The sequence below is a fragment of the Bacteroides muris (ex Fokt et al. 2023) genome (assembly GCF_024704895.1).
Classification (GTDB): Bacteria; Bacteroidota; Bacteroidia; order Bacteroidales; family Bacteroidaceae; genus Bacteroides; species Bacteroides muris.
In genome coordinates this window covers 38,352-52,286 of record NZ_JAMZEE010000029.1, presented here as the reverse complement: position 1 = coordinate 52,286, position 13,935 = coordinate 38,352, and the positions used below count along the sequence as shown (strand labels likewise).

General features: G+C 48.3%; 9 protein-coding genes. 5 read left to right on the top strand and 4 right to left on the bottom strand.

Annotation, left to right across the window (positions count from 1 at the left end; genetic code table 11):
* Window positions 1–296 precede the first annotated feature (296 nt).
* Together M1B78_RS12275 and M1B78_RS12270 are read left to right on the top strand one after the other, a co-directional pair.
* Window positions 297–1,244 carry a tyrosine-type recombinase/integrase gene (locus M1B78_RS12275; protein WP_257940816.1) on the top strand — a complete coding sequence of 316 codons (948 nt, stop codon included), beginning with the start codon at window positions 297–299 and terminating at the stop codon, window positions 1,242–1,244.
* Between the two features lie 443 nt (window positions 1,245–1,687).
* Window positions 1,688–4,594 (top strand): DUF4988 domain-containing protein, encoded by a 2,907-nt coding sequence (locus M1B78_RS12270; RefSeq protein ID WP_257940815.1) that lies wholly within the window; start codon window positions 1,688–1,690, stop codon window positions 4,592–4,594.
* 438 nt (window positions 4,595–5,032) lie between these two features.
* Here M1B78_RS12270 and M1B78_RS12265 read toward each other — a convergent pair whose 3' ends face one another.
* Window positions 5,033–5,593 (bottom strand): porin family protein, encoded by a 561-nt coding sequence (locus tag M1B78_RS12265; protein ID WP_257940814.1) that lies wholly within the window; start codon window positions 5,591–5,593, stop codon window positions 5,033–5,035.
* A 451-nt stretch (window positions 5,594–6,044) separates the two neighbouring features.
* Here M1B78_RS12265 and M1B78_RS12260 point away from each other — a divergent pair, with 451 nt between their 5' ends.
* The 3 genes from M1B78_RS12260 to M1B78_RS12250 are packed head-to-tail and all read left to right on the top strand — an operon-like array spanning window position 6,045 to window position 10,500.
* Window positions 6,045–8,165: an alpha-N-acetylglucosaminidase gene (locus M1B78_RS12260; RefSeq protein ID WP_257940818.1), complete on the top strand. Its 2,121-nt coding sequence runs from the start codon at window positions 6,045–6,047 to the stop codon at window positions 8,163–8,165.
* A 25-nt stretch (window positions 8,166–8,190) separates the two neighbouring features.
* Window positions 8,191–9,987 carry a right-handed parallel beta-helix repeat-containing protein gene (locus M1B78_RS12255; RefSeq protein WP_257940813.1) on the top strand — a complete coding sequence of 599 codons (1,797 nt, stop codon included), beginning with the start codon at window positions 8,191–8,193 and terminating at the stop codon, window positions 9,985–9,987.
* Window positions 9,988–10,008: 21 nt separating this feature from the next.
* On the top strand, window positions 10,009–10,500 hold the full coding sequence (locus M1B78_RS12250) for a GNAT family N-acetyltransferase (protein ID WP_257940812.1): 492 nt from the start codon (window positions 10,009–10,011) through the stop codon (window positions 10,498–10,500).
* 21 nt (window positions 10,501–10,521) lie between these two features.
* Here the strand turns inward: M1B78_RS12250 and M1B78_RS12245 are convergent, their stop codons facing one another.
* The 3 genes from M1B78_RS12245 to M1B78_RS12235 form a co-directional block, all read right to left on the bottom strand.
* Window positions 10,522–12,951, bottom strand: coding sequence for a DEAD/DEAH box helicase (locus M1B78_RS12245; protein ID WP_257940817.1), 2,430 nt, complete (start codon window positions 12,949–12,951; stop codon window positions 10,522–10,524).
* Window positions 12,952–13,078: 127 nt separating this feature from the next.
* Window positions 13,079–13,300 carry a DUF2795 domain-containing protein gene (locus M1B78_RS12240; protein WP_002558131.1) on the bottom strand — a complete coding sequence of 74 codons (222 nt, stop codon included), beginning with the start codon at window positions 13,298–13,300 and terminating at the stop codon, window positions 13,079–13,081.
* Window positions 13,301–13,370: 70 nt separating this feature from the next.
* A complete protein-coding gene (locus M1B78_RS12235) occupies window positions 13,371–13,925 on the bottom strand; it encodes a cob(I)yrinic acid a,c-diamide adenosyltransferase (protein WP_257940811.1) in 555 nt (184 codons plus the stop codon).
* Between the last annotated feature and the right edge of the window lie 10 nt (window positions 13,926–13,935).

Sequence of the window (13,935 nt, the reverse complement as noted above, 5' to 3'; positions counted from 1 at the left end):
GAATAATTTCTCATTTCCGGCATTCCTTTTCCCACAATGCTTTTTGTTAAAAAATTCCGTTACTTCGCAGGTAACGGATGGATTTTCCGTGCAAACATAAGCGTTTTTCTATAAATGAGCAAATAATAATACTGTTTTTTTATAATTAATCGAAAAAACTGCATCTAAGCGCACTTTTTTGTTAATGGGATTGTTATTCGCCCCAGTTATTAGTGCATTTGCATATGTGTTTTGTATTATAGAGGAGTTGCGCTTATACATATTATTAATAAGAGAATGTATAATTAAAATTAAAGATGAAAGCGATTACCTTGCAAGAAATGCTGTCAACTATTATTGGAGAGCTTCGGGAAAATGGGAGATGGGGAACAGCCCATATTTACCAATCTACATTGAATGTGTTTTCCGTGTTTAACAACCATCAGAATTTACATCTGCGCAAATTGAATCCAGTGGTCTTGAAACGTTTTGAGATGCACCTGCGTCAACGTGATTGCAGTTGGAACACCGTTTCCACTTATATGAAAGCCATCCGTTCGGCCTACAACCGGGCTGTAGATTTACGGTATATCCGATATACCCCCAGATTGTTTGAACATGTATATACAGGAACTAAAGCTGACAAGAAAAGAGCATTGGAAGCTTCGGATATAGGAGCTTTAGTTCGCGGCACAGAAATGGAATTGTCCGAAGGGATTCCTTCCTCAAACCTCCAAATGACCAAAATGCTATTTGTTTTTATGTTTATGATGCGTGGGCTTCCATTTGTCGATTTGGCTTTTTTGCACAAGAAAGACCTGCAAGGCAATGTATTGTCCTATCGAAGAAGAAAGACCGGACGTATTTTACGGGTAGTTCTGCCTCCTGAAGCCTTGCAGCTGGTGCGCATGGTATCTAATAAAGACGAGGATTCACCTTATTTATTTCCCATATTGCATAGCAAGGATGGTACTGAGGCGGCTTACAAAGAGTATCAATCAGCCTTGAGGCGCTTTAACTATCAGTTGTCGGCTTTGAAAATACATCTGAATATGGCTTCACACCTTAGTTCGTATTCCGCCCGCCACACATGGGCTACAATGGCGTATTATTGTGAGATTCACCCTGGCATTATTTCCGAAGCGATGGGACATTCATCGATAAATGTTACTGAAACCTATCTTAAACCTTTCAACGACAAGAAGATTGATGAGGCAAATGAGAAGGTAATTTCTTTTGTAAAAAGTAATGGAATCTCGGGATAGCTTTTTTTATTTCTATTGATAAAATAGCCTATGTGTGTCCATATTTATTCCTCCCGCAAGAGGCGTCTCTTGAAGGGAAGAGTTTCCTTACTTCTCTTTCAACAACCTCTCCTTGAGCCAAAGCTTTACAAAATAGCACTTTAAGACTTTTTTGCTCTATAAATATTTTGATTTTTCTTTATCGTAATTTTACTTCTCAATCATATTATCAGAATTTCACCTATAGGTAACTTTTCATCTTTCATCACCTGGAATATTATAAACAATTATAGAGGCATTGCAATTATATTAAACTTCTTTTCACATAATTGATTCAATATGGTTCCCGTTACCTGCGAAGTAACGGAATACTTAGTAACAAAAGAAGTATGCGAAAGGGATTCGAAATGGGAAATTATTCACTTTTTATTTTTTTAAATTTATAAATTTAAAGTTTTTCAATTATGAACAAAAAGTTTCTAAATGTGATTCTGTTCAGTGCCTTGATGGTAGGCTCGGCAGGAACATTTGTTTCTTGTAAGGACTATGATGATGACATCAATGGCTTGCAAGAGCAAATCGATGCAAACAAAAAACAGATTGATGACATCCTTGCCGCAATCAATGGCAAGAAGTTTATTGAAAGCTACACTCCTGTGGAAGGAGGTTACTTGCTGACTTTTGCCGGCGGCGAAACCTTGACTATCAAGAATGGTGCTCAGGGTGCTCAAGGCGAGAAAGGTGACCAAGGTCTTCAGGGTATTCAAGGCCCGAAGGGTGAAACCGGGGCTACAATCGTTCCGAAGTTCAAGGTGGATGCCGAAAACTACTGGATGATCAGTGTGGACGAAGGCGAAACCTATGAGTATGTATTGAACGATGCCGGTCAGAAAATCAAGGCAAAAGGCGCGGACGGTACTAACGTAGATGTTGAAGAAGTTGTCGGCAACTATGTGAAGGTAGACGAAGAAGGCTATATCTGCATTGGCGAATATAGAACTTCATTCAAATACAATGTGAATATTCCGTCCATGATCTACAATGAAAAGGATGGAACTATGCAGGTTACAATCGACGGCCAGTCGTATACCCTGCTGATGGAAGGTTCTGCTTTCAACGGCTTGCAAACTATCGTATACAGGAAGCAGGCTGCCGATGACAAGAATGACTACGCTGTAGCCTACCAATTGTATTATCCCAAAAAAGACGGAACAAATGAAACGGATACTTTGTTTGCTGCAGTTCCTGCAAAGGCTTCTTTCAAAGTATATCCTTCTAAATTCTCAAAGAGCGATGCAGAACTCTTCTTCTCTGATACATATCAGACAAGAGCTGCCGAACAACCGCAGCTGAATGTTTTGGATTGGGACTTCGACAAAGAACAAGAAGGTGTTATTTGGGTGAAGATGACTCCGGTAAACTTTAAGAATGCTCAGGATAAATATACTGATGGATGGGGAAGTATAACATGGTTTGACCCGACTACGGAAACAGAAATAACCAAGTGGGGAAATGTATCGCTGAATCTCGGTGAAACAGACAATAGCTATGCTACTTCTTTGGATGTCAAGATGTACGGACAATATGTTTCTGCATCAGACTACTTCAATGTGAAGTCTCAATATGCTTCTTCTCATAATATATATAATGTACGCGTAAATGCAGAAGATAAAATTATAAATTCTCAACGGATGCAGCAGAGTCCAAATTCTTGGAACTACGTCAAATTTATGTCTCAAAACGATAAAGTTAATTCTTACAAAGTCGGAAGTTTTGACTATAAAGGAACATTCAATTTGAATGACTCCATTGATGTTGCCTTGGATTTGAATGACGGTGTACTGCTTGCTGATGCAGGCATTCAATTTGAGCAGAAGTTTGAATTGATTGATGAGAACGCAGACATGGATTTGTGGGGTGTAACAGTCAAGAAAGGTATCTTTGATGCAGAAAAGGTTGCCAAAGAAGGTATCCTGGCCGTTAAGGAAGAGTTGCAGCCGTCAGCTATCAATGAGTATGCCGTAGTTAAGGTTACTACTACTGTTAAGTCTCAGGTTAAGGATGTACACGATTTGGTTATTTACAACTATGTACTTGTACAAGCTGTACGTCCTGAAGTAGAACAAAGCATTGAGACTATCCAGTTGTCTCCGCTGGGCGATGCTACATTCAATTTGGGCTATAAGACAAGCACACAGATTGTGAAGCTGGATGTTCGTGCATTCGAAACTGCTATCGGTGGTCGTGACATTCTGACTAGCATGGGTTCTAGCAGCGTTTGGCCTCTGTACAAAGCTGTGTACAATGAATCAAAAGAATTGACTGGATATGATCAAGCATTCGACAGACCTACCAGTCGTCCTAATAGCGAAACATGGTCTGTAAATGTTCCTGTCAATGCAGGCGAAGCATTCGTATGGTTCAAGAAAGCTCAGGGCAATGCAACCGACTCATTGTTCTTGTTCATCGGTCCTAGGACTAAGGTTGAGAAGAATACGTTCTATCTAAGTCGCAGTGGTATTATGCACAATGGAATTTACACTCCGTATGCCGTATACAACCAAATTGATAACAAGTACTTCATCACTACTATCAATGACCTTGCCGTGACTCGCAGCTTCGATGCTACTGTCAAAGAAGAATACAGCGCACAAACCATCATCGGTAAGTGGAATGCTGACAAGACCCAATATACTTTGGAATCTAACAGCTTCGCTGATATGTACATTATCAAACCGGCTGACGCAGTTGCCAAGTATAATTTGGATCCCAACAAGCAGAATGCTTATGTGAAAGAACTGATGAACAAGGATCAGCTTACATTTGACAATAGCACTTACACCGTTAAGTTTGAGCCGAGCGTAGACGTAGCCAAGGTTAAGGAACTGAAGATTGACATTTATGATACTGAAGTTCATAAAGACAATTTCTACAGAACCGACACATGGACAGTGAAGAGCCCGCTGCAAGACTTCAAGAATACTGCAAACTTGGGCAAGCATTACGATCCTACTTTGGCCAGTGGTACAGTCATCAAGTTCCAGGAACTCGCTGCAACTGCATGGAAAAACCTGAAACTGGAAGATTATATCGCTCAGACTGTAGTTAGCTACAACGCAACAAGCAAGAAGTTGGTAGAAGCAACTAACGCTAAGGAATTGTATAGAACCAAAACAGCATCTACCGGTCTGAAGTTCACGACTAACACCGAAGGCTGGAATATCAATGAAAACAATGAACTTGTATGCACCATTGACCCGACCGGTACAGTTTATACCAAGACTGTAACAGTGACAGTATCTTACAAGCACGACTGGGGCACAACATCATTCAACTTCACAATCGAAGTTATCAGAGACGTTAAACCCTAATTGACGGACAACGTACCTTCCACAACAGTGGAAGGACACTTATAAGGCGAGGCCATCTCAACATAAAAGTTGAGATGGCCTCTCTTTTTCAGCTTCCCTAAGATACAAAAAACAGGTTTTCACCTCCTCACAAGCTTCACCCTTCAAGCTTTCTCCCTATCCCACAGTCACTTCCGGTGAAACTTCTTTCCTTCTTCACCTAATGCTCAGGGCTGTTTCATCTAAGGAAGCAAAGAGAGTGGTGCTGATGTATTCATTAGCGTGCTCATGCAGACTCCACATATAAGTGACCGACCCGGGTTGTTCAATCGAACGACCGTAGTCGTTCACTTGTAAAAAGACGGCTCCGGCCGAAATACGTAAGGCTATTTACACAATACACCCGGCTGTTTCATAGCGGAACAACCGGGTGCATCATACCCATTCACAGACTCTTTCTTAGAAAAGATATGCCGCGGAAACCTGCCAAGTCTTGTTCTTGGCACCAAAAGCCTTACCGGCCTCCGTCCACGTAAACGAGTCGCCCATCGGCAGCTGATAGGTAACCCCGACCTGGAGATGCTTCAGCAGCTTCACGCCGGCTCCCAAGTTAAGCGCCACCTGCGACTTCTTGCGGTCGATGTTGTCTTTCTTCTTGAAATCGAAGAAGAAATCGGGACCGGCAGCCACATAGATTCCCAACAGGCTACCCAGCCCGATGGTATACTTCAGGTTGACGGGTACTTCCATACCGGTCTGCTTCACTTCGTCCTTGCCGCGCTGGGAGAAGAGCAAGGCACCGTCGATGCCCAGGCCTACAATGGGGATGGTCAATTCGGCCATCGGACCGATGAAGAAACCGGCGGAATTGTCCTTGTTTCCCTTATATCCGCCATCCCAGTCAATCTTCGTCATATTCACACCGCCTTTGACACCCCACTTCAACAGTTGGGCCTGTGCGGGCATAGCCATGAACATACAGCACGCGGCTATCACGAAAGCACTAAAAAACTTTTTCATAATTCATTGTGTTTAATATTATGGGACAAATATATGCAAAATCCTCCTAAAGGAACAATATCCACAAAAAATTGTTCGACAGCAGCGCACGGCTCGTTCATTTAGAGGAGTTAGAAGAAGTTATCTCCCTTCGGGCTCAGAAGTTAAAGGGAGTTATCAGCCGACAAGTCGGCTCAGGAGTTAAAGCCGATACTCCCGTGACTCCTTTAAACGAAAAAAAACGTGCTCATAACCAGCAAAAAGATAGGAAGCATGCACTGTATTTCCATTAATTTTCCCATCTTTGCGCTCGAAGCATTCATTTCTCCCTTAAACGACATCTATTATGAAAAGAAAAACAAACGGACGGAAAGAACCTCTCAACAGGCTCCGCAACAAGTGCCAAACAATTACAAAACGATTTTATATATGCTATATACTATTATTTTGCCTGCTCCCGGCCGTTTCGGGCATGTCGCCCGTTCAAGGTCTGCTGGAAAGAGTGGTGCCGGGCTCTTCGGGCAAGTTCGTCATAGAACAGAAATCCACCGCGGGCGAAGATTTCTTTGAACTGGACCAACAGGGAGAAAAGGTAGTCATCCGCGGAAACAACCCAATCAGCATTGCCGTAGGGCTGAACTGGTACCTGAAGTATCATGCAGGCATCCATCTGTCGTGGAACAACATGGTTGCCAAGCTTCCCGATGCGCTGCCTCCCGTGCTGCACAGAGAAAGGCACGAAACGGCCTCCGCCTATCGTTATGACTTCAACTATTGTACCTTCTCTTATACCATGGCTTTTTGGGATTGGGCACGTTGGGAACAAGAGCTCGACTGGATGGCACTGCACGGCATCAACCTGTCGCTGGCCCTGGTGGGCACAGATGCCGTCTGGCGCAACGTACTTTTCAGGCTGGGATATTCCAAAGAAGAAGTTAACGAGTTCGTGGCTGGTCCCGCCTTCCAGGCCTGGTGGCTGATGAACAACCTGGAGGGATGGGGCGGACCGAACACCGACTCATGGTATGAAGGCCGCATCGCACTGCAAAAGAAAATCCTGAAACGCATGCGTGAGTATGGCATCCACCCCGTATTGCCGGGATATTCGGGCATGCTCCCCCACAATGCCAAGGAGAAACTGGGAGTGAACGTGGCCGACCCGGGCAAGTGGTGCGGCTACAACCGCCCGGCCTTCCTGCAACCCACCGACGCCCGTTTCCAGGAGATAGCCGACTTGTATTACAAAGAGATGAACCGCCTGTTCGGCAAAGCCGACTTCTACAGCATGGACCCGTTCCACGAAGGCGGCAACGTGGCGGGAGTGGACCTGGACGCCGCCGGAAAAGCCATCTGGCAGGCAATGAAGAAGAACAGCCGGAACGCCGCCTGGGTGATTCAGGCATGGGGCGCCAATCCGCGGTCTGCAATGATACGCAACCTGCCGGAAGGAGACATGCTGGTGCTGGACCTTTACTCCGAAAGCCGTCCGCAATGGGGCGACCCCGAATCGTCCTGGTACCGGAAGAACGGATTCGACGGGCACCGATGGCTCTATTGCATGCTGCTGAACTATGGCGGCAACGTGGGCCTGCACGGAAAGATGCAACACGTGATCGACGGATACTACAAAGCTGCCGGAAGCCCCTTCGGGAAGAGCCTGAAAGGAATAGGAATGACGATGGAAGGCTCGGAGAACAATCCCGTCATGTACGAGCTGCTTTGCGAACTGCCCTGGCGGTCGTCCGCATTCTCCAAGGACGAGTGGCTGAAGGGATACATAGCCGCCCGTTACGGCAAGTGCACACCACGGCTGTGGGAGGCGTGGGTGTTGCTGGGAAACTCCATATACAATTGCCCTCCGCGCTCTACCCAGCAAGGCACACACGAATCCATCTTCTGCACCCGCCCTTCGCTCGAAGCTTATCAGGCTTCCTCGTGGTCGGAAATGTCCGACTACTACCGCCCGCACGACGTGATTCGCGCCGCCGCCCTGCTGCTGGAAGAAGCCGAAGAGTTGAAGGGAAACAACAACTTCGAGTACGACCTGATTGACATCACCCGCCAGGCCGTGGCGGAAAAAGGACGCCTGATTTACAAAGTCATCCGGGCGGCCTACGAAGCACAAGACAAGCCGCTGCTCCGACAGGCTTCCGACCGTTTCCTCAGGCTACTTCTGCTGCAAGACCGCCTGCTTGCCACCCGTCCCGAATTCAAAGTAGGCAGCTGGATAGGACAAGCCCGCCGCCTGGGCGGCACACCGGCTGAAAAAGATTGGCTGGAGTGGAACGCCCGGGTACAAGTCACCACCTGGGGCAACCGCCAGGCTGCCGACGGGGGAGGCCTGCACGACTATGCCCATAAAGAGTGGAACGGCCTGCTGAAAGACTTCTACTACCTGCGCTGGAAAACCTGGCTCGACCGCCTGAACCTCCTGCCCGACCACGACCCCGCCGCCGACATAGACTATTATTCGCTGGAGGAACCCTGGACCTTGCAGCATGCCCCCTACTCTTCCGTCAAGGAAGGAGATTGCGTGGAAACAGCCAAAGCCGTGCAGCGCCTCTTGTCGGAAGAAACCGAAAATATCCGATAATCCTTAACCCAAACATACACTACAAATGAAATTGAACAAAATAGCATGCCTCTTACTCGTCGTGGCAAGCTGCCTGAGCTACCCGAACAGACTGAACAGTGCCGAACGTATCTATGACCTTGCCCGGATGGGGCTGAAACCCGACAGCCGGAAAAATGCCAGCCCCATACTGCAACGGGTCGTCAACCGCATCAAGGCCGAATGCAGTCCGGAAGACAGCATCGTACTGCGCTTTGCCAAGGGAAAGTATTTCTTCCATGAAGCAGGTGCCGCCACCCGCACCTACTACATCTCCAATCACGACCAGACCAACCCCAAGAAAGTGGGGATTGAACTGGAAGGCTTCAGGCACTTTACGCTGGAAGGCAACGGCGCCGAACTCATCTTCCACGGACGGATGCTCCCATTGGCACTGCTCCACTCCGCCCACTGCACCCTGCGCAATTTCAGTATCGACTTTGCCAATCCGCACATCACCCAGATCCGGGTGACAGAGAACAACGCCGGGCAGGGCATCACGTTCATGCCCGCCCCGTGGGTGAAGTGGCGCGTCTCCAAGGACTCGCTGTTCGAGGCCTACGGCGAGGGATGGCGTACACGCCCCACTTCGGGCATTGCCTTTGAAGAAGAAAAACGCCACATCGTCTACAACACCAGCGACCTCTACATGCAGACCAAAGGAGTGACCGCCACCCCGGCAGGCACCCTCACCGCCCCGCACTGGAAAGACAGCCGCCTCATACCGGGCACCGTGGTGGCCATGCGCACCTGGCACCGCCCCGCTCCCGGCATCTTTCTCCACCGGAACCTCAATACCGTGCTCGAGAATATAAAGGTGCATTATGCCGAAGGCATGGGACTGCTTGCCCAACTGTGCGAGAACATCACCCTCGATGCTTTCGGCGTCTGCCTGAAAGGAGCGGACGACCCGCGCTACTTCACCACCCAGGCCGACGCCACCCACTTCTCGGGCTGCAAAGGAAAAATCATCTCCTGCAACGGCCTATACGAAGGAATGATGGACGATGCCATCAACGTGCACGGCACTTACCTGAAGGTGGTAAACCGGATTGACGACCATACCCTCGTCGGACGATACATGCACGACCAGTCGTGGGGATTTGAATGGGGAGAACCGGGCGACAGCATCCAGTTTATCCGTTCCGCCACCATGGACATAATAGGGAAAACCAACCGGATAACCGGCATTTCTCCCACAGACAGGCAGGAAACGGCGGGAGTACGCGAGTTCAGGATTACTTTCCGCGACCCCATCGACCCGCAAATCTGCGAACAAGAAGGCTACGGCATCGAAAACCTCACCTGGACACCCGAAGTGGAATTCAAAGGAAACATCATCCGCAACAACCGGGCACGGGGTGCCTTGTTCAGTACTCCGCAAAGGGTAATCGTAGAAAACAATCTGTTCGACCATACTTCGGGAACAGCCATCCTCCTGTGCGGCGATTGCAACGGATGGTACGAGACAGGAGCCTGCCGCAACGTCGTCATCCGCAAGAACCGCTTCGTCAATGCGCTGACCAGCCAGTTCCAGTTCACCAACGCCATCATCTCCATCTATCCCGAAATACCCGATTTGGAGGGACAGCGGCAATACTTCCACGGAGGCAAGGAAGGCAGCATCCTTATCGAAGAGAATGAATTCGACACCTTCGACGCCCCCATCCTCTATGCCAAATCGGTGGACGGACTGACATTCCGGCACAACATCCTCAAAAAGAACAACGAATACAAGCCTTTCCACTGGAACCGGAGCCGCTTCCTGCTGGAGAAGACAAACCGGGTGAAAATAATGGAATAACACCCCGAACGTGAAGAGCTTATGATAGAAATCAGAAAGACGCGACCTGCGGAAACAGAACTCCTGATGGACATCTTCGAGCAGGCAAAGCGCATCATGCGAAAAGACGGGAACATGAAACAATGGACGGGCAACTATCCCTCCCGCAAACTCGTCGCGACCGACATCGAACAAGGCAACAGCTACGTGTGCATTGACGACAACGGAGAAATCATCGGAACTTTTGCCTTCATCCGCGGAAACGACCCCACATATTCGCATATCTACGAAGGCGAATGGCTGGAAGACACGCTTCCATACGGCGTCATCCACCGGCTGGCAAGCACAGAACACAGCAAAGGAGTGGCCAACGCCTGCCTGCAATGGTGCTACGCGCAGATTCCCAATCTGCGTGCAGACACCCATCGCGACAATCACATCCTTCAGCATATACTGAAGAAGCACGGATTTCAATATTGCGGCATCATCTTCCTGGCCAATGGAGACGAACGGCTGGCGTACCAGAAAAGGTGACGGGAGGGTGTCATCCCCCCCCTATTCAAACTTCTTTCTCAATTCGTCCACTCCCGTTCCCGTAAAATAATCTTCTATAAAGTTCCAGCGCTGTTCATCCGTCAGCTTGTCCGTCCCGAAGAAGAAGGAGAACAAGTCTATCTGCTCCTGGAATATCTGCTCGTTGGTGTCCAGAATCAGGTTGCGGTAATCGCCGCCGAACGCAAGCTCCTGCAGGATTCCGGGGTCATTGAAACGGACGAATACGCAAGGCGTGCCGCCGCCCTCCACGCTGAACGATAGGCAGTCGAGCATGGAAAGCAGATTAAGGAGCATGTTCAAATCGGAGAAAGGCGTGCAATAAAACAGCAGACGTTTTCCCTTGTTGCCCACTATACGTTGGCCGAACAGTTTCTGATAGCGCGACAGAAGCAAATCAAAGCCTTTGGTCACGGTAAAGGAGAGTTCATTGGAATCCTTCTTTTTCACGCTGCTGATGTAGCTTACACTACGGCCTTCCTCCGTGCGGCTCTCGAGCAGGGAACCGATAAAGCGCTTGGCAGAGCGCACGTCCATGCCGTGCTCGGCAAAGACAGCCCGCAGCTCTTCTTCATCAAAACGTCCTTTCGACTTTATCAATGCTGTTTTCAGCATCGCCGTCAGGCTCTTGAACAAGGCATCCATCCGCTCACGGATGACAGCGGCATCTTCCTTCAACAGTACCTCATGCTTGCCTACGGACACGGCACGAGCACCTTCCCACAACGTTCCATTATTCAGTTTCTGCTTGAATTCCTTGTAGCCAAGCTCCGGGAAACGCTCTTCCCAAAGTGCTTCCAGACGTGCGACGTAAACCCCGTCCTCCCCTTCTACCTTTGTCAGATAGCCCCGGAATTCACGGGCAAAGACATCACCAGTCTTGTCCTGGACATATCCTTCGGTCAACAGATTCTTGGGGCTGATTTCAAGCAGATGCTTTCCATGACGCTGCATCAAATCGTCTTCCAGCCAAAGCAAGGCGGTCTTGATGAGCTGTCCCAGCTCCGCTTCATATTCCAGCTTGTTCCTTGTACGCGGCAGCTTCACCACAAACTCGAAATCGGACAACGACACCATCATTTCCGGCTTCTCCCCTTTCATGCGATACACCTCCATGAGCTTTCTCAGGATAAGCACCAACTGCTCCTGGGCGATGTTCCCCGTCTGATGCAGACGCTTCATATAATAGAAGTCACGTTCATGGTAGTCGGTAGCGGCAATGCCGCGTATCTCCGCATCACGCGCGGCACGCCCTATCTCCTGGATATAGTCGACAAACGTACTGGATGGCGCTACATGGTACACGCGGTCTATGTCACTGATGTCCACTCCCATGCCAAAGGCTTTGGTGGCCACAATCAGTTTCTTGGTTCCTTCCTTGAACTCCTGCACAATGGCAGCTTTCTGTTCCTTCTCCTTCTTGCCATAATAGGAAGCCACCAGACGCCAGTCCGCAGGCTTCACCCACGTCTTCAGCCGCATGTCAATGCCACCGGCAAAAGGATAATAGAGCAATGACTTATGGCCGTCCAGGAAATCTTCGATACGCGCGGCAATCACGCGTTGCTTTGCCTTGTCGTATGTCTCTCCGGCTTCTATCTCCATCTGACGGATGTCAAAGCCTATATTCCGACGCTTCACCGTACCCACATAAAGCACGCAAGGCTCCATCTGCAGGGAACGGATGGTCTCGAATATCATATCGTTGCCCCCTTTCGGATTCCAGACGGCCGTGGCCGTCAACGCAAACAACGGAAAACCATAGCCGAGCGTCTGTTTCAAAGCAGTCAGGTAGCGCCCCAGGAACCAATAGTCCACGCGGAACTCCTTGCCCCATGTTGTTACCGTATGCGCCTCGTCGACCACCACCAGACCGATGCGGCGTTCGCCTACAAAATGCTTGATGTCGTAAGAAAGAAGCAATTCCGGCGAGAGATAGAACAAATCAATCTCGCCCTCGCGCACCTGCCGGTAAACCTCCTTTTTCTGTTCCGGTGACAAATCGGACGAGGCGTATGCCACGCGCGTATACCCCAGCTCTTGCAGACTTTCCACCTGGTCTACAATCAACGCCTTCAAAGGAGAGACTACGATTGTAAGCAGATTATACTCCTTCCCCAGATAGATGGCAGGAAGCTGGAACAACAAGGATTTTCCGGAACCGGTAGGAGCGGTCAACAAAATATTATCTACCTGCGCTTCACCTTTCCAGGCTTTCTCAGCCTCCAGTATGACGTTCTCTATCAGCTGTCCCTGCGAAATGCAGAGTTTCTCTTTTCCTTTGAACAAGTTATCGTAAATCTCAAGATTACGAAACTGTTCGTAGCCGTAAGTCTCCTTCAAAATCGTGTTTACGGTTTCGCGGCAGTTTTCAGGCAGATGCCTTTCCTTCAAATCCGGTAACCGGCGTGTTGTTGCTTCTTGTACATCCATCATTATTATAGGGGGGTATTAAAAAAAGAAGTAATTCTTCAACCATAGTTATCGGTTTTGGAATTACTTCTTCCTATGTTTCAAAATATTACCAGACATACCGGTAAGTTTTTTCTTTTAAAGCGTATCAATATTCCTCCTCGTTGAAGAAAAAGTCCTCTTTACTGGGATAATCGGGCCAAATATCTTCTATGCTTTCATAAATCTCGCCTTCATCCTCCATTTCCTGCAGATTCTCAATCACTTCAAGCGGAGCACCCGAACGCATGGCATAATCTATCAATTCATCCTTGGTTGCCGGCCAAGGGGCATCTTCCAATTTAGACGCCAATTCCAATGTCCAATACATAGTCTCTAGTATTAAAATGGTATATATTAAGTCCTACTTTTATTTTTTGGCAAAAGTATAACAATTTATTTCACATGCAACTATTATTCCAAAATATTTCATCTTTTTTGTCGTCTCGATTCATTTTACGAGAAAGGACGAACAAATAATCAGACAAACGATTCACGTAAGCCAGTAATTCCGAAGATATTTCCACTTGTTCGGCCAAAGCAAGAATCCGACGTTCGGCACGGCGGCAAACCGTACGGCAAACGTGACAGACTGACGCGCCGCGGCTTCCGCCGGGAAGAATAAAAGCTGAAAGAGAAGGCAAAAGGGCATCCAAACGGTCTATCTCCCGCTCCACCATTTCCACCTGCTCCCGGCTGATGACACTTGCCGCTCTCAACTCCGTTTTCTCACGGTCGGTGGCCAGATGAGAGCCTACGGCAAAAAGCCTGTCCTGCACTTGCCGCAAAAAGTCTTTATCCTTCCCGTCAAGCAGGTATGTGATAAGAAGACCCAGATTGGAATTCAGTTCATCTACCGTACCGTATGCTTCGAGGCGGATATGCGTTTTGGATACACGGGTTCCGCCTACAAGAGAGGTGGTTCCTTTATCTCCGGTTTTTGTATATATCTTCATTGAGTTATAA